The sequence below is a fragment of the Limnobacter sp. genome (assembly GCF_964228395.1).
Taxonomy (GTDB): Bacteria; Pseudomonadota; Gammaproteobacteria; order Burkholderiales; family Burkholderiaceae_B; genus Limnobacter.
The window spans coordinates 1-18,546 of record NZ_CAXQZX010000125.1; the positions used below are offsets into that span (position 1 = coordinate 1).

Below are 18,546 nucleotides of genomic sequence, written 5' to 3' on the forward strand. Positions count from 1 at the left end.
TAAACAGCCTGGCCCTGCCCGAGCCCGAGCCCACCGAAGAAGAGTTGCAATTGCATGCAGCCTATTTAAAAGACATTGAAAAGGAATCCAAAGGCCCAAGCGTGTGGACAACGGCGCTTGAGCAAACTGCACAAGCCTGAGGGAGGTGTTTGGCATGAAGAAAGCGCTGGCATGGGGTGTTGGCATTGTGCTGGGGGTGCCTGTGGTGTTGGCAGCCACAGCCGCCATTTTGGTTAGCACGCTGGATGAGCAAACCTTGCTTGCCAAGGCCTCCGATGCGGTGCGTGACAAATACCAGCGCGAATTAAGTTTTTCTGGCCCAGCAAAGCTGAGTTGGTTTCCCTCAATCGGTGCCCGCCTGCAGGGTGTTGCGCTGACCGAGCCCAATAGCGGCGACGCTTTTTTAAAGGTTGAAGAGCTACAGGTTTCCCTGGCCCTCATGCCTTTGTTTAAGTCTGAAGTGGTCGTCGATGCCGTTCAGGCCAAGGGCTTGGTGGTTAATGTGGTGCAAGACGTGGATGGCAAGTTTAATTTCGACGACTTGTTGGCTGCATCCAAAACCGATGCGCCGGAAGAGGCAGCACCCGAGGCAGATCCTGAGCAAGCGGGTCAATCATTGAATTTCTCAGTGGATTCGGTCGCCTTGAGCGATTTGAATTTGCGCTACACCAACTTGAAAACAGGTCAAGAAGCGCAATTGAGTAATTTTGCCGTCCAAACGGGTCGTCTTCAGCCGGGTGTGCCGGCCAATGTATTGCTGGGCGGCAACATCAAAAGCAACAAGCCGAAGGCAGACCTTAACCTGGATGTCAGCACCCAGCTTGAGTTTGGAATGGCTGCGCCACAATACGCCAATTTCGAAAACCTGAAAGCGAGCGTGCTGGGCGAATTGGACCAACAGGTGGCTGATGTGAACCTGCAGGCTGACCGTTTAAATGTGAACGCCGAAACCAAGGCTGTTTTGGTGGATGCATTAAAGGCCGCGGTGAAGGCAACGGTTCCCGGCGTGGGCAAATTGGATGCCACTGTGGCTGCGCCTATGCTGGAGTTGAATGAGCAGCAAGCCCGGGGAGAGGCGTTCACGCTGAAAGCCAAGCTGGAGCAAGCCGCTCGCACCGTGGATGTCGACCTGACCTTGACTGAATTGTCTGGCAACTTGCGCGAGCTGGTGCAAGGGAAACTTCAAACAGCAGTCAAGCTGGTCGAGGGTGAGCGCACCGTCAACCTGGGCTTGAATAGCCCACTGACCGCAAAAATTCAAACCCAGTACCTGGAATTGGCCAAGTTGGCAGGGCAACTGGAGGTCAAAGACCCCGCATTGCCCAAGCAATCGGCCAGCATGCCCTTGGCTGGCAGTTTTGCTTTGAACAACTCGGCTCAAACTGTGGATGTGGTGTTGAATTCGCAGTTTGAGTCCACCAAGTTCGATTTAAAAGCCGACGTTAAAAATTTCACCAAACCGTTTATCACGGCGGTGTTGAATGCGGACACGCTAGACATCGATGCATTGTTTCCACCCAAACCCAAAGCGGAAGGCAAAGCCGCAGATGGCAAAGAGCCCGCTGCCGATACCCCAGTGGATTTAAGCGCCTTAAAGGGCTTGAACATGGATGTGACCGCCAATATTGGCAAATTGAAAGTCAGCAACGTGAAGGCGGCCAATCTAAAAGCCAAGGCGGTGGCGCGCGATGGTCTGCTGACCGTGCAACCCTTGCAAAGCAACCTCTACAGTGGCAACAGCACCGGGTCCATCACCGTGAATGCCAACACGCAGCGCATTGCAATTAACCAGCAGGTGCGCGGCGTTCAAATTCAGCCTTTCATGAAAGACCTGCTGGACAAAGACATGTTGGAGGGGCGTGGCGATGTAACCATCAACCTCACCACGCAGGGCAATACCGTGAACGCATTAAAGGCCGGCTTGAACGGCACGGTGGCTGTGGCTTTGCAAGATGGTGCTGTGAAAGGTATTAACCTGGCCGAGCGATTCCGCAACACCAAAGCGATGTTAACCGGCGGCAGCAACACCACAAGCACCTCTGACACCACCCAAAAAACTGACTTTAGTTCCATGGCGTTAAGCCTTGTGTTTAAAGATGGTGTGGGCTCCTCCAACGATCTTAACTTGATGGCACCCCTGTTTCGCATTGGTGGGCAAGGGCAGGTGAATCTGGTCAATAACACGGTGGATTACCTGGCTCGCACATCGATTGTGGCCACCAGCACTGGGCAGGGTGGCAAAACTCTGGATGCCGGGTTGAATGGCGTCACTGTGCCCGTGCGTGTGTTTGGCCCATTTGCCAACATTCAGTGGGAGTTGCAATTCAAAGACCTCGCCAAAGAGGCCGCCAAAGCCAAGCTTCAGCCCAAGATTGATGAAAAGCGCGAAGAGCTCAAAGGCAAGGCCGAGGACAAACTGCGGGACGCCTTCAAAGGATTTCTGAACCGCTAATACCCTTTGTATTCACTTGCAGGCCCGCATGTCCCACTGGGGGGCATACCGGGCCTGCTTTGTTTGTTACCATCGATGCAAGCACCCATTTTGCAAGGCCCATCGATTGTCCACCTCTGCCGGTCTTTCCCCTGATGAATTACGCCAAGCAGCCACGTTGTTGGCCAAGCGCTTGGACATTCAAACCCATCAGGCTGAGCAGCTCATCGGTCTGGCTCGCTTGGTGCCGCTGCAGCGTGGGGACACGCTCTTTCAGCAAGGCGATGCCAGCAGGCAGTTTTACCTGATTTTGCAGGGGCAACTGCGTGGGCAGCGCATGCGACCCGACGGGCAAATGGACCTTACGCTGTCGTTTTACCCGGGTGAGATGATTGGAGAGCTAGGTTTTTTTGATCAGTCCCTGCGAACGCTCACCATTTGTGCCCGACGCGATAGCGTGCTCTTGGAGATCGATCAGCAAGCCCTGAATCGTTTTGGCGAACATAGCCATGCCGTTTACCAGCATCTGATTCGTGTCTTGGTGGCCCGCTTTAAAAAAGAGTTGGGTTATCGCGCACCGGTCTCGCAGCATCAGCTCATTGCATTCCATTCCCTGGTCAAGCCCGATGGCTTGAGCGAGCGTGCTGAAGAAGCCTTGTGTGCGGGCATTAAAAAGCAAGCCGAATTAAGGCGCTGGTCCGATTGGCGTGCGCTTACCTTGCGCCCACCCGTGACCAATTTGCCTTGTGTGGCCGAATGGTTGGCGGTTGACATCCATACCCCGCTCGATGAGCGCCTGATTGATGACCTCGACAGCATGGTGGTGTTGTTTTGCGCCAGCACCTTGAGCGACGCCCAGGCCTGCGAGCAATTGAAGGCTCGCATCAAGCAAGCCGAACACCAGTTTCCGGTGTGGCTGGTGTTGGTGCACGAGGCAGCTTGGGTTGAGGCCAATGTGGCCCGGCGCGTGCGAGAGCAGTTCGGGGAGTCTTTTCGGGTTTTGCATGTTCGCCACGGCAACCAAAATGACTTTGCGCGGGTGGCTCGGCATGTGTTGGGGCGTACCCTGGGGCTGGTCCTGGGGGGCGGTGGCGCGCGGGGCTTTGCCCATGCGGGCTTCTACCGGGCCATTCAAGAGGCTGGCATTGTGGTGGATCACGTGGGCGGAACTTCCATGGGCGCGCTCGTGGGGGCCTTGATTGCCTCTGGGCGCAGCGCTGCCGAGGTTGAAGCTGTGCTGGCTCAGAGCTTTAAAAAGGGGCTGCCCTTCAAATTGACCGATTACTGGATACCCCGTTACGGCTTTGTTAAAAGCCGCGCAGTCGACGAGGTGTACCACCATGCATTTGGTGAGGCCTTTATTGAGGATTACCCTGTTCCGTATTTTGCGGTAAGTTGTAACCTCACCACCGGCATGCAGCATGTGTTTGAGCAGGGTTTGGTGTGGAAAGCCATACGCGCCAGCACCTCCATCCCCGTGTATTTCGAGCCGTTTTTGGATGGTCGCCAGGTGATGGTGGATGGCGCATTGGTGAACAACGTGCCGGCCGACACCATGCGGGCCAAGGGCGCAAGCAAGGTGATGACTGTGGATGTGGGTTTGGAAGAAGACATCACCGCCCACATGGCCGACGATGGGGTGGCCCACATGCCAAGCCTGATGAAATCCCTGATGCGAGTGATCGAATTGGGCGGCATTGAAAAATCCAGGCAAGCGCGGGTCATTAGTGACCTGCACATTCAGCCCGACATTCAAAACATCGGTTTGATGGAGTTTGAGCGGAGGGAGGAAATTGTGAACTTGGGTTACGAAGCGGGCAAACGCGCAATACCGGATATACTGAGTCTTGTCCGTAAAATTACATAAAAAGCAGTGCGAATCTTCAAGAGGATTGGATGCATAAACACTCGACCGTCGAGGTGTTGGGGTGCAGCGGCAGCATAGGCATTCCAGGGCAAGGAACAACCAGCTTCCTGATTGACGACGACATATTGATCGATGCTGGCACTGGCCTGTGCGAACTCGAATTCGATCGCCTGGAAAAAATAGAGCATGTGATTCTCACGCATTCGCATCTTGATCACATCTGTGGTCTGCCCTTCATGGTGGACACGGTGGGCGTTGGCCGTAACAGCCCGTTGAAGGTGTATGCCTCCAAGCCAACGCTGGATGCGCTTAAGCAGCATGTGTTTAACCACTTTATTTGGCCCGACTTCACTCGAATTCCATCGGCAGATAATCCGGTGATGGTTTATCAGGAAATATCTCCCGAACAGGTTTTGCATTTTGGCAAACGGCAAATTCAGGTGGTGGAAGTGGCTCACACCGTGCCTGCCATTGGTGTTTTTCTGTTTACTCCCACCGGGGGTTGGTGCTTTTCTGGAGATACCCACCAAACAGACCGCTTATTTGACCTTATCAACGCCACCAAAAAGGTGGATTATCTGTTTATTGAAGCTGCTTTCCCTGACAAAGAAAAGTGGCTGGCTGATTTGGCCAAACATTTGTGCCCCAGTTTGTTATTTGATGAATTAAAAAAAATCACGGTTCCCGGTTGTGAAGTTTGGATTAGTCACCTCAAACCCAAAGACCGAACCTTGATAGAGCATGAACTCCAGCAGTACCCAGGCGCCCAGCCCTTGCGCATATTGTCGGCTGGGATGACATTCACTATTTGATTGGGTCTTTCAATTGATCATTCAAAAACCCCTTGCAGTGCTTGCATCGGCACTGCTGTTGGCATTTGGAAATACAAACCCTGCATCCGCGCAAGCCTCGGAACCTGAGGGCTCCTACCAAGAGCCACGCTTTGTGGTGGAATCTTTCAGGATAAAAGGCCCCGAGCTGGTGCCCCGCGATGAGGTGGAGGGCATTTTGCGTGCTTTTGCCGGGCGTGAAATCACCTTTGAAGAGCTGCGCCATGCCACCACCCTGGTGGAAAGGCGTCATGCCTTGGCTGGGTACGAGGTGGTTCGGGTGTTGATTCCCGAGCAAGATCTGCAACCCGGTGGCAGCCTTGAAATCGAAATTGTGGACGCCCGTTTGGATGTGATCACGGTGGCAGGCAACGATCACTTTACTTCCGAGGCCATCTTAAAAGACCTGTGGGTGCTGCGCCCGGGCACCCTGATCAACACGGTGCAAATGGACCAAAACCTGCGCCTCATCAACGACAACCCCGCCAAAACCGTGCGGGTGCGCCTGGAGCCCAGCGACAAACCCAATCTGGTCGATGCCAAGGTGCAAGTATCTGACCAAAAGCCCATTGCTGCCTTTTTAACGCTGGACAACACAGGCACCAACGCCACTGGTGACAACCGCCTGGGTTTGGCCTTGCAACACAACAACGCGTTTAACCGCGGCCACATGGCCGCCTTTCAATATGTGACCTCGCCCGGGCGAATTTCAGACGTTGAAGTGTTTGGCCTGAATTACAAGGTGCCTTTTTATACGCAGGCTGCCATGTTGGAGATGGCTTATTCTGACTCCAACGTGAACGCCGGAACGTTGAGCGTGGGTTCCAGTTCGGTGTCTGTGGCCGGTGCGGGTACCAATTACGCTGTGAAGTGGGTGCAGCTGTTGCCCCGTCTGGATGTGTTTGACCAGCGGCTCACCACATCGTACGAAATCAAAAAATTTGTTAGCCAAGTGCAGCTCAACGGCACAGGCCCAAGCCTGGTTCCCGAGCTTGAAAGCCGGCCCATCGGGCTTACGTACACTTTGCTCGACACCCAAAATTCGCGCCAGCGCACTTTTCAGGTGGGGTATTTTGTCAATCATGTCACCGGTGGCGAGAACTCGGATGGTCAATATGTACGCACCAACCCCGCAGCACGGGCCAACTTTGATGTCATTCGCGTCAACGCCAGCTGGTCTGACCAACTGGCGCCCAACTGGCGTTTAACAGCCCAGTTTGATTTACAACACACCGACTTCAGCCTGATTTCTGGCGAGCAGTTCGGGGCCGGTGGTATGTACTCTGTTCGTGGGTTCGAAGAGCGTGTGGTGTCGGGTGACCGGGGCATGCGCCAATCGCTTGAATTGAGTGGCCCCAACGTCGCCAAGCATTTTGGTGGGGTCTTTGAACGATTGCAGTGGGTTGGGTTTGCCGAAGCCGCTCAACTCAAAATCAATAATCCCCAGCCCAACACCGCAAACGAGCCACATATCGCTTCTTTCGGCATGGGGCTTCGTTTCGCATTCAACACCAAACACCAATTCAGGCTTGATTTGGCGCGCGTGGTCTCTGGCGTGCCCATTCAACCTCATGGAGACATCATGTTGCATGTCTCTTTTGCCACACCATTGTAAGGAGGGGCACCATGAACCGTCCCAACCCACGACGTACCCACTCAAGCCAGCCTTCATTCCGTCACAGTGCTGTGGCGGCAGCGGTTGCACTCGCCCTGGCCACGCCTGCATACTCCAACCCCTCTGGCATGAGCGTGGTGGCGGGGCAGGCGACCATGACCCAAATGGGCAACCTCACGCAAATCACCAACACGCCGGGCGCAATCCTCAATTGGCAACAGTTCAATATTGATGTGGGCCAAACCACGCAATTTATCCAGCAAAGCGCCAACAGCCAAGTGTTTAACCGCGTCACGGGCGGCGATGTGTCGCAAATTCTTGGCACTTTGCAAAGCAATGGGCAAGTGTTTTTGATCAACCCAGCGGGCGTGTTTTTTGGAGCAGGTGCGGTCATCGACACGGCTGGCTTTTTGGCCAGCAGCTTGGCGGCCAGCAACACCGATCTGTTAAATGGGCACCTTAAGTTTTCTGCCGAGCAGGGCGGAGCTGGCTCCATCGTGAACCAGGGCTTGCTCAAGAGCCATTCGGGCGGGTCAATTGTGTTGTTGGCCCCCAGCATTGAAAACAGCGGCATTATTCATGCCCAGGGTGAAGTGCTGCTGGCAGCAGGTCACAGTGTGACCATTGTGGACATGCGACACCCCACCATTGGGCTTACTGTGGCGGCCAAGGAAGGCGAACGAGCGCTCAACCTGGGGCAACTGATTGGCCAAAACGCATCTTTGTTCGGTGCCTTGGTGCAAAACACGGGTGTTGTAGAGGCCACCGGCGTGGAAGCAGGTCCCGGTGGTGTGATTCGTTTTGTGGGCACACGCGGGGCACAGTTGGATGCGGGTTCTTCTGCGCTGGCCAATGGAAGCAGTGGTGGCCAAGTGCATGTGAGCGCGGGCCAAGGCGATGCGGTCGTGGCCGGGCAAGTGCAGGCCAACGGTGAACAAGGTCAGGGTGGCACGGTTACGGTCACCGGCGAGCGTGTTGCAGTGCTGTCGGGTGCAACAGTTCAGGCGGATGGTCGGGATGGCGGAGGCACGGTGCACCTGGGCGGGGGCTGGCAGGGCAAAAACCCAGCGCTTCAAAATGCACAACACACCGTGGTGCAGGCGGGGGCCAGCGTGTCGGCCAATGCAAACCAGCAGGGCCGGGGTGGTGAAGTGGTGGCCTGGGCCGATGGGCACACTCGGGTCGACTCCAGCCTACAAGCCAAAGGCGGCGCCTTGGGTGGAGACGGCGGTCGGGTAGAAACTTCGGGCAAGCAAAGCCTGGACGTTCGGGCCGCTGCCAACACCAGCGCCCCCAAGGGCAAAGCGGGTCAATGGTTGCTCGACCCGGCAAACCTCACCGTGGTGGATCAAATTCCTCCAGGGAATAGCGGCTTAGAGGCGATGGGGCAGGGTCCGTTTTCTTATTCCAGCGACCTTTCAAGCAACCCAGAGTCGTATTTGCTCAACACCACGGTTGTGGATGGCTTGGAGCAAAATGGATTTGTGCAAATTTACACGACTGGCTCCAGCCCCGGGGAGGGTAACCTCACCATTGCTGCGCCTGTGTTAGTGACCAACAACTTAAGTGAATTCCCAGGAGCAATTCCAGAATTGGTTTTAGAAGCCCAAGGCACAATCAACATTGACGCCCCAGTGGGGATCAACCCCATCAGCACCGCGTTTGATGGCTTTAGACTCACCCTGAATTACGACATCGCCAAGCCGGTGTACGTCGATGCGCCTCTGTATTTGGGCCAGGGTGGCCTTTTAACCCTGGCACCCTACGACATTGGCACCACGCTGCCAGTGAGCACGCCGGGTCAGTTACCCTTAGACGGTGTAAACCTGTTGTCTGGCATGAACAGTGCAGACCCCGCAACCCCCTTGAGTTTGCCTGCTATCGAGTTTGCTGACTTTAATCCGGGTGGTTCGCCTCTTAGTTCTCAGGCTCCCACTATTCCAGACGGCACTCGAGTGCGTAAGCTAAATATTCTCGGGGCCAATCTTGCGGTTCAAACCATTGACAGTTTTGGATCATCCACTGCGCCTGTAGAGGTCAACGTGGGTGCAGATACTTTCGAATTGCCTTCCCCCATACTCGGATCGCTCACCTACGAGTTTTTGGACGCCGACAGCTTGAACATCAAAGACGGTGCAAGTGCAACCGCCCGGTTCTTGAACTTTGGCGCTGCATCCACCTTTTTGAATACTGTGAATGTGGAGGGCCGCTATAACCTGGAAGGTGGCACCGGCTTTATTGGCTCGCTCAATTTGAATAGTGGCAACGTCACCATTCGCCCACTCAACGATCCAAATTTTTCATCTACTTTTGCGAGTTACGACATTGCCCAATTGAACACCGCTGCCGGTACGCAATTTGATGTGTCAGGCGCCTCCTTGGACTATGGTGTGGGTAACTTAAATGGCACCATGGATGTATTGCAAGATGCATTCAGTGGACAATCCGCCTTTGTGAGCGGGTACGACACCAATCTGTTTGGTGCCATTAATGTCAGGTCGGGCTTTAACGCTATTGAGTTACATAACCTTGGCATGGGCTCAGCGTCGGTGTTGCGCATCGAAGAGGGTTCGTTTGTTGATCTGGGCAAGTCTTTCTCGAGTTTTGCCAGTACGCTCGGGCCCGTGGCTGCAAAGGCTCCTGGGGCTTACATTTCCTCTACGGGTGGGCAGTTTGTGGCCGCCAGTGGCGCAAGAATCGACATGGTGGGCACCAGCACCATTGCTCCACCCGTCAACCCGGTTGAGTTTGGAGGTGAAATTCAGCCCGCAGAGATTTCCCCCTCGTCCTCGTTTGGTCCAGTGGGTGCCACACTTGACCTCACTGGTTTGGATGGCCGCCTGGAAGCTCCGGTGAACATTCAGGTGTCTGGCCTGCAGAATCAAATTGCAGTGCAAGAACAAAATTTTCCAACCGATAGCAGTGGCCTCGGCACACCAATTAACAACCTATTAATTAGCGGTGCAAACATCACTGTCAACGCTGGGCAAGATGAGCGCTCGCTGCGCATTGGGCAGTATGAGTTTTCTCAATCCCTTGGCATGAGACCACCGCCCCCGTTGGTGGGTGTGGATTTCCGGGGCAACTTGACCGTGAACAGCGGTCGGGTTCGCCTTACAGGGTCCACTGTGTCTACCACCAGTGGACAACTCAGTGTGAATGGCGCGGGCTCGGCATTGCGCTTGGATGGCAGTTTTACCAGCGCAGATTTGTTTGTTGTAAATCGAACCAATGGAGGTCGCCTGGCTGCCACTGGGTTGTGGAATAACTCCGCAGTAACCGCGAGCAATGCTTCTACAGCCTCGCCTTTGACCAAGGGCACTATTTTTGTAAACGACGACCTGACCATTGCGGGTGGATATTTGGGCAGTGGCTCCAGCGCCGGCAACATTAATGTGACTAGTGATGGCTTTTTGGAACTGCAGGGCACCGAGTTGGCCACACGTGTAGATTTGGCGCCTGAGGCAGCCTTACTGCTTGCAGCTCAAGACAAAAACGGCGCAACGGTTGCACCTGTCGTCATGAACAATGCCACCATCAATTTTGGTGGCGATTCATTCCTTGTGGTAGAAACCGATGCCCAGGGCAATGGCAGCATCACGGGAACTGCGACTTTCAATAGTGCAACACAAGGCAACGCCATATTGGCGGGTCGGCGTGTGTTCGACAATGCGCAACTTGATGCCGCCCCCGATGCAGCCAACCTCACAATTGGCCAAGGCATTACCATCAATGTGGCTGGGAACGCCAGCAGCTTGCCAGAGGGTTTGGCCTTTTACTACGACAGCATTAATTCTGCACCCGATACCAATCGACCGGTGTTTAGAATTGGCCAGCTCACCACCGAGATGGTTGGCTTGATTGAATACGATAACTTCAACGGATTTTCCACACCAGCCACCACGGTGTTGAGTGGGTTTGCAAACCCATCGTTTGTGGTCGATGGCAATCCAGACTCGTCTATTTCTACTCCTACTTGCACTGCTCTCGATTTCTGCGTGAAATTTGATGTGGTGCAGACCGTGAATTTCCAGGGGCGCATCACCTCAGTGCTTAACCAGTCGGCCCCCACAGTGGCCAACAGCGGTGTGGCGTTTGCCGAGGGCACCAATTTGGCAGCCATTCGTTACCAGATCGAAAATGCGAGTGAAATTCGCTTTGTTTCCGGCCAGAACCAAGTGAACCTCACAGACCTGGCCAGCGGAAAGCGCGTGGTCAACGGCGCCGATTCAACCCTCATTTTTGCGGCCAACGGCGCCAACCAAGCGCTAAGCAACGAAATGGACAACAACGGTACCTTGAGCCTGCAGGGCAATTACACCTTCAATGGTCTGATTTTGGGCACGGGCTCGATTAACAACAGCGGCAACCTCGTGCTTGGCAATGGCAATGGCAGCACGGTGAGCAACAGTTTGAGCAACACCGGCACGGTGACCAACCAGGGCAGCTATCGTTTTGCAACCTTGCCTTCGGGCAGTGGGAGCCTGATCAATAACGGCTCCCTAATTTTTGAGGGCTCTGGCAGTTTTGGAAACAACCTGGTGAATGGCGCTGCGTCCACCCTTACTTTCTCTGGTGCAAGCCCAGGGCAGAACATTCAGTTCAACAATGGCTTTAGCAACGCCGGAAATGTGCAATTTAACCCGGGCAGCTTCGCCTTCCTCACCGGATTTAATCAAAGCGGTGGCACCACGACGGTTCAACCGGGTACCACTTTGGCTGGTGCGATCAATATCAACGGCGGTACGTTGCGGGGCTTTGCAACGATTTCCGGCAATCTCAATGCGGCGGGTGGCCGCATCGTACCGGGTGCCTCCCCTGGACTGATGACCGTCAATGGCGATCTCAACCTGAATGCCAACAGCGTGTTGGACATTGAAATTCAGAGCAATGGCGGTGTGCAGGGCGTGGATTACGATTGCATCGTGGTCAATGGCAATGCAAATTTGGCTGGCCAGCTCAACTTGATTGACATTTCTGGTGGCACGCTGGGGGCCGGTAACAACTACGACTTCCTCACTGCCAATGCGATTGCGGGCAGCTTTGGGACCATCACCAAAACCGGCACACCAGCCAGTTACGCTTTTGCCGACCCAGCCGTGTTCGGTGCTACCAATGGTCAGTTGCTGCGCACCTCAACCTTTGCGGTTCAGCCTCCACCCCCGCCACCCCCACCACCTCCCCAAACAACGCCCACCACGAGCCCGGCACCAAGCACACTGACCACATCCACAGGTGGAAGTGGCTCGCAGGTTTCACAAAACCTCAACCAGGCTTTTGCACCGTCCTCCAGCACCAGCACGTCGGGTAGTACGGGGTCCACCAGCAGAAGTGGCTCAACCACCACTTCAAGCAGCCCAACCCAGCAGGAAGAGACGGTCACGGCCGCCAATCAAAGCACTGGCGACACCACCACCTCACAGCGCTCAAACGATATTCAAATGACGCAAACCAAGAGCAACCCCACACGTGCAGCGGCGGTGTGCAAATGATGAATTATTCACTTCGATCGCTTTCGGCTCGCGCCGCTCGCATGGTGATGTACGCATCGCTCCTGGCGGCCCCCATGGCGCTGCAAGCGCAAAATCTTAAACCTGCTGATGTCGCAGGGGGTAAGGCAGCGCCAGAAGCGGCGGCTTCCAGCGAGGCCAAAGTGGTGGGTACCATCAAAACCATCACGGGCCTGGTTAATTTACAAACAGCGCAGGGCAAAAACAAATTCGCCAACGTGGGCACCAAGCTGTATGTGGGCGATGTGATCAACACCCAGGCAAAAAGCACCACGGTGCTTGAATTCATTGACACCACCCAGGTGGCTTTGCGCCCAGGCACTCGTTTTGTGGTGGAAAACTACGAATACCAACCCGAGGAGCCGGTGGCAGACAAAGCCGAATTCAAGCTGGTCAAAGGGGGGCTGCGAACCCTTACTGGCTTGATTGGCAAGCGTGGCAATGCCGATGCCTTTGCCATGAAAAGCGAAACAGCGACCATCGGTATTCGTGGTACCGACTTTTCCATGCGTTTGTGCAAGGGCAAAGAATGTGCACAAACTGCCAAAGGGGAAACCAGCAGTGCGACCAGCAACAACGCCTCTTCAGCAGATGTGGCAGGCCGAGTGTCACAATCTACAGGCGCCATGTTTGCCATCAACGACAAAGGGCAGCGCAGGCCACTTATGAAAGGGTCTGCCGTGTTTGCCGGCGAAACCGTTGAAGTGGCCGAAGGCGGATTTGCCGTGCTGAGCATGGCCGATTCCACCCGGCTTACATTGCCCGGTGGCAGCAGCATGCAAGTGGCCGCGTACAGCTACGCACCCGCTTCACCGCAAACCTCCGTGGCCTCATTCAAGTTGCTGAAGGGCGCAGTGCGGGCTGTGACCGGGGCCATTGGTAAGGCTGAGCCCAACAATGTGAAGTTTTTTACCGAAACGGCCACCGTGGGCATACGCGGCACGGCGGTTGATATTTCTTGCACCTCCACCGATGGTGGCTTGGTGCAGTGCTCGGGCTCTGTGAACTTCACCGTTGAAATTCGGGATGGGCGAGTGGTGGTCACCAGTGGGGGCACTACCTCGTTGGTCAACGCGGGGCAAACAGCATCCATCGTGGCGGGTGCCGTGGGCATTCAGGTGGTCAACGGACTGAGCAATGTGCTGGGCAATGTGCCCAACGCTGGCCCATTGCCAGAAAACACGCCTGTAAACTTTGAATCGTTGTCTACCACGCCAGTGCAGGCCCCCGGTGGATCTTCGCAAGGAGGTGGCGGCTCTTCCGGCAACGGCTCTGAAGGGGATGTGCAACTGTTTGTGGCTGTGAATGACGGCACGATTGTGGTGTCCACCAGCGAGGGCGGACCCCCCTTGCCCGTCAATCGTGGCGAAGGTTTGGTGTTTGCCCCCCAGAGTAATCGCCCACCACAGGTGCTTGTTGCGCCTCCCGATGTGCTGGCCAAAGACAACACGTTGGCCGCCCCACCATTTAGCGCACCGCAGTGCGCGCCTTAAAGGACATGTATTTGAATGGCAATTAAATCCTGGAGGAAACTGGCAGGCAAGGCGTTTCGAATCCTGATGGGCTTCATGTTCACAGCCGTTGCTGTGGCCCATGTGCTGGGGTATGCGCCTTCTGAAGTGGTCAAACGCCTGGACTATCTCATTTATGACGTGCGCTTGAAGGCCGACGCTCGCAAGCCGGAAATCGATCCCCGCGTCATCATTGTGGACATTGATGAGAAAAGCTTGGGCGAGGTGGGGCGCTGGCCTTGGTCGCGTGACGTGGTGGCCAACATGGTCACTGAACTCACCGACAAACTGGGTGTCGCTGTGGTGGCTTTTGACGTGGTGTTTGCCGAGCCGCAGGCCAGCGATGCCTTGCCTGCGCTGGACAAGCTGTTGACCGTGCAGCCCGAACTGAAGCAAGCCATAGAAACGCTCAAGCCCGATATTGCCATGGCCTTCGACCGTGACCGCCAACTGGCGGAGGTGTTGGAAGGCCGCCCTGTGGTGTTGGGTTATTACTTAAACCAAGACCCTACTGCGGTGTCTGGCGCATTGCCTCAAGCACTTTTTAAGCGCAGCCAATTGGGCGATCTTGCGCTCGACAGCACCACGTGGCAAGGTTACGGGGCCAACTTGCCCGTGCTCCAGCGCAATGCAGAGGGGGGCTATTTCAACCCCATGGTGGATGAAGATGGCTCGGTGCGCTCCATCCCCTTGATTGCAGAGTACGACGGCGCTTTTTACCAAAGCTTTGCATTGGCCACGCTGCGCCGCGCCTTGGGCAACCCTCAGCTTATTCCTGTGTTTCCTGATGGGGTGGGCGATGACTATGGTGCCTTGGAGATGGTGGCCTTGCGCTCTCCAGAGATCGAACTGGATATCCCTGTTGAGCGTGGCCTGTTGACGCGCGTGCATTACCGGGCAACAGGTGGTCCTGATGGCGGTGGGTATCGCTATGTGTCCGCTTCGGATGTGTTGGCGGGTGGTTTAGACCCTACCGAGTTCGAGGGCCGAATTGTGTTGGTGGGCACGACGGCCCCCGGCCTGCTGGACTTGCGAAGCACGCCAGTCAGCCCGGTGTACCCCGGGGTAGAAGTACATGCCAACGTGCTCAGTGCCATGCTGGATGGCGAGTACAAAATGAAACCCGAGTATGCGCAGGGTTTGCTGTTCATCACGGTGTTGGCGGTGGGTGGCATTTTAAGTTTGCTGATGCCAATTTTGTCGCCCACATGGTCTTTGCTGGTCGCTGTGTTGGTGGCTGCAAGCAGTGTGGCGATCAACTCCTACCTGTATTTCGAGGCCAATTTGGTTCTACCTGTGGCGGTGGTGTTGTTGCTGGTGCTTGCTATTTTCATGTTTGACGTGGCTTATGGGTATTTGGCTGAGTCGCGCAGCAAACGGCAAATGGTCGACTTGTTTGGCGAGTATGTGGCACCCGAATTGGTCACCGAAATGGCAGACGATCCCAAAAGCTATTCCATGGAAGGCGAAAGCCGCGAGCTGACCGTCCTCTTCTCAGACGTTCGCGGGTTCACCACCATTTCAGAGTCGCTGGAGCCCAACGAGCTGCGTGAATACATCAATGAGTACCTCACCGTGATGTCCGAGATTATTCGCGCTCACCGGGGAACGCTAGACAAGTACATTGGCGATGCCATCATGGCGTTTTGGGGGGCGCCCATTGCCGATGCTGACCATGCCACGCTTGCCACCAAAGCGGCCATGGCCATGCAGGATGAGGCCGTGCGCTTAAACGAGCGCTTGAAAGCCAGAAAATGGCCAGAACTGGCCATCGGCGTAGGCGTTAACACAGGGCAAATGCGTGTGGGCGACATGGGCTCGAAAATTCGACGCGCTTACACGGTGATGGGCGATGCCGTTAACTTGGGTTCGCGTCTGGAAGGCATCACGAAAACCTACGGTGTGGGTGTGATTGTGGGTGAAAATACCAAGGCTGTTTGCCCTGACCTGGTGTTCCAGGAATTGGACGCTGTGCGGGTAAAAGGCAAAAACGAGCCCGTGTTTATTTACGCTCCGCTGGGTGAACGCAGCGCGGTGAGTGAGCAACAATTGAAGTGCCTGGGTCTTTGGGAAACCATGCTAAAACAATTCAAAGCCCAGCAGTGGGACGAAGCCAAAGCCAGTCTGGATGCATGGTTTGCGCTTGCGCCAGAATTCACTGTGCTTTACGCGCTGTACACCGCTCGTATTGAACACTTTAAAGTGTCGCCACCCCCAGAAAATTGGGATGGCGTGACCCAGTTTGATACCAAGTAGGTGGGTAAACTGTTCTACAAGGCCTAAACCAAGTTAAAAGAGCTGACCCCGGGTCAGCTCTTTTTTTATATCAACTCATTTTGCTGATTCAAATACACTTCGGGCGAAATGCGGAAGGCCGCGCCCGTTGGGCAAGAACGCACGCAAGCAGGTCCGCCTTCCTTGCCGTGGCAAAGGTCGCACTTGTAGGCCTTTTTGATTGAGTTCGCGTCGTATTTTGCTGGCCGTTCGCCCAGCGGGCCACCCAAGCCAAACAGTAGCCAAGACAACAAACCGGTTTTTTTGGGGGGTGGCTTCACCCGCAACTCAATGGCGTTATAAGGGCAGTTCTTCGCGCAGTTGCCGCAGCCAATGCAGGTGTCGGCAATCATCACTTCGCCTTTTTCATTGCGGCGAATGGCATCGGGTGGGCAGTCTTTCATGCAATGCGGTTGTTCGCAATGTCGGCATGAATGCGCCAGGTGAATGTTTTGGAAGGTGGGGCCGGCGTCACGATCCAGGCGTGGAATGCCGTCGTGCGTCTCGGCGCATGCGCGTTCACAGTTGTCGCAATGCACACACAGGCTTTCGTCAATCACCAGGGCATTGGTGGCATCGCCAAGCCCCTGTTGCATCAGGAAGTGGATCAAGTCGCTTTCACGCTTGGCCGTGCCTTCGCGGAATATGGCGTCGTGCACCCGTTTGCCAATTTTGGCCTGCAATGCCCGTTTCCAGTTGCTGTTTTTGCTTAAAACATCTTTGACAGCATCGCCTTGAATCAAAAGTACTTCCGTCAGCACGGTGGCCGTGCAAGTGGTTTGGCGGTTGGTGCCGTTGACCAAATCGATTTCGCCCACATAGCTGCCCGCCGAAACATACGACAACACAGAGTCTTGGCCATCCAGTGTTTTGGACACAGCCACCGAGCCGCGTCGAATCAGGTGAAGACCATCGGTTTTGTCACCTTCGCTGAATAACTTTTCGCCCCGCACATAGCGGGTCACGCTGATGCCCGACGCAATCAGTTGTTCAATCTCTGGCGCTTCAAGCTGCGGAGCCAAGTGGGTGGACAAGGCCCGACGTACAAAGGTTTCGTCAATGGTTCGGCGCACCGCATCCACCGAGGCAATCAGCTTGAGCATGGCCTTCCGGGGTGTTTCAATCAGCACGCAGTTGTCCCCGGCGTACACCGTTGCTGTGCGTCGCCGGCCAGAAATCAGGCCCATTTCACCGAAGTAATTGCCTTGGTCCAGGGTAAGAATAAAAGGCTTGCCATCTTTGTTCACCAATTCAATGCCCACGCTGCCTTTGACGATGGCAAAAAATGTGCTGGTGTAGTCGCCCTTGTTAAAAATAACCGACCCTTTTTTGGGTTGGTGCAAAGTCGATTCCAGCATGAATTCGCGCAATTGCAAGCGCGTCATTTGGTTAAATAGCGGCACATTGCGCAAAATCATGTCGAGCACTTCAGACACCGACACATTGCCCAAGGGTTTGAATTTTTCGGCCAAGAGCGGTTCGTCAGCTGGCACCACAGGCAAGCCCATGATGGTGTCTACCACCTCATGGCCTTGGTTCATGGCCTGTTTAATCAATGGGTAGCCACCCAAGGCCCCCACAATAAACAAACCGGGCACATTCGATTCATAGGTTTCACTCAAGGCCGGTACAGCGTTGGGATCGCTGTTGGGAAAGGTGACTCCAAAACTTTCGACCAGGCCGCGGGGCGGTGTTGCGCCCAGGCGCGCAATGATGCGATGCACAGGCATGGCCTGCTCGCCCTCAGGGCCTTTATAACGATAATTCAGGGTGGGTTCACCCTCTTTGGCGTCTGCTATCGCTTCCACAGAGCTGGTGCTGGTGTTGTAGAAAATCCGAAGATCTTCATTGCGGTCAGCGGCCAAAATTTGGTTCAGGTTGCCTTCTTTACAGCGCGCAAATTCATCTTTGCGGTTGATCAGAATCACCTTGTTGTTTTTCATCAAGGCAAGGGCGTTTTCAATGGCCGCATCACCCGCACCAATCACGATGATGGTCTCGTTGTTGAACTCATCGGGGTCGGCCAAGGTGTATTGAACATTGGGTAGGTCATCGCCAGGTGTGCCAATTTTGCGAATATTGCCTTGCAAGCCAATGCCCAAAATCACTGTTCGCGCCGTGGTGGTGCTGCCGTCCTCGCAGGTCAATTCAAAGGGACCCGCCCCGTCATTGAGCTTGGTGATCTTGCTGACTGTTTTTTGGTACTGAATATTGATTTTTTGTCCAGCCAGTTCATTGTCCCAAGTGCCCAAAATGTCTTCACGCTTACCTGCCTGAAACGACATGCCGCTGCGCAAAGGCAAAAACCCAGGCTCGGCCATCACATGCTTGCCTTTTTGATATTTGTAAATGGTGTCTGAGGCATGGCGTTCGGACTCAAACAACACATACTTGCAACCCAGCGCTTGAGCACGTGCGGCTGCTGACAAACCCGCTGGGCCAGAGCCAACAATGGCGATGTCCAGGTCGGCAGACAAATCACTAAACATGGGGGTGGGGTTGGCCATC

The 18,546-nt window shown here is 55.0% G+C and carries 8 protein-coding genes; 7 read left to right on the plus strand and 1 reads right to left on the minus strand.

The features are described 5' to 3' along the window. Positions 1–154 precede the first annotated feature (154 nt). The 7 genes from ACEQU8_RS10590 to ACEQU8_RS10620 all read left to right on the plus strand — a co-directional run bounded on the left by ACEQU8_RS10590 (position 155) and on the right by ACEQU8_RS10620 (position 16,020). Positions 155–2,452 carry an AsmA family protein gene (locus tag ACEQU8_RS10590; protein ID WP_370263458.1) on the plus strand — a complete coding sequence of 766 codons (2,298 nt, stop codon included), beginning with the start codon at positions 155–157 and terminating at the stop codon, positions 2,450–2,452. Positions 2,453–2,558: 106 nt separating this feature from the next. Continuing rightward, on the plus strand, positions 2,559–4,298 hold the full coding sequence (locus tag ACEQU8_RS10595) for a patatin-like phospholipase family protein (RefSeq protein WP_370263459.1): 1,740 nt from the start codon (positions 2,559–2,561) through the stop codon (positions 4,296–4,298). Between the two features lie 29 nt (positions 4,299–4,327). Next, entirely contained in the window at positions 4,328–5,110 is a 783-nt protein-coding gene (locus tag ACEQU8_RS10600) for a 3',5'-cyclic-nucleotide phosphodiesterase (protein WP_370263460.1), read from the plus strand. A 13-nt stretch (positions 5,111–5,123) separates the two neighbouring features. Then, positions 5,124–6,743 carry a ShlB/FhaC/HecB family hemolysin secretion/activation protein gene (locus ACEQU8_RS10605; protein WP_370263462.1) on the plus strand — a complete coding sequence of 540 codons (1,620 nt, stop codon included), beginning with the start codon at positions 5,124–5,126 and terminating at the stop codon, positions 6,741–6,743. 11 nt (positions 6,744–6,754) lie between these two features. After that, positions 6,755–12,235 (plus strand): filamentous hemagglutinin N-terminal domain-containing protein, encoded by a 5,481-nt coding sequence (locus tag ACEQU8_RS10610; protein ID WP_370263465.1) that lies wholly within the window; start codon positions 6,755–6,757, stop codon positions 12,233–12,235. After that, on the plus strand, positions 12,232–13,746 hold the full coding sequence (locus ACEQU8_RS10615) for a FecR domain-containing protein (RefSeq protein WP_370263466.1): 1,515 nt from the start codon (positions 12,232–12,234) through the stop codon (positions 13,744–13,746). Before ACEQU8_RS10610 ends, ACEQU8_RS10615 begins: the two co-directional genes overlap by 4 nt. A gap of 15 nt (positions 13,747–13,761) precedes the next feature. Beyond that, positions 13,762–16,020 (plus strand): CHASE2 domain-containing protein, encoded by a 2,259-nt coding sequence (locus ACEQU8_RS10620; RefSeq protein ID WP_370263467.1) that lies wholly within the window; start codon positions 13,762–13,764, stop codon positions 16,018–16,020. Between the two features lie 65 nt (positions 16,021–16,085). On the opposite strand, the gene ACEQU8_RS10625 is transcribed toward ACEQU8_RS10620, so the two are convergent. Next, positions 16,086–18,545, minus strand: coding sequence for a cyclic nucleotide-binding domain-containing protein (locus ACEQU8_RS10625; protein ID WP_370263469.1), 2,460 nt, complete (start codon positions 18,543–18,545; stop codon positions 16,086–16,088). Between the last annotated feature and the right edge of the window lies 1 nt (position 18,546).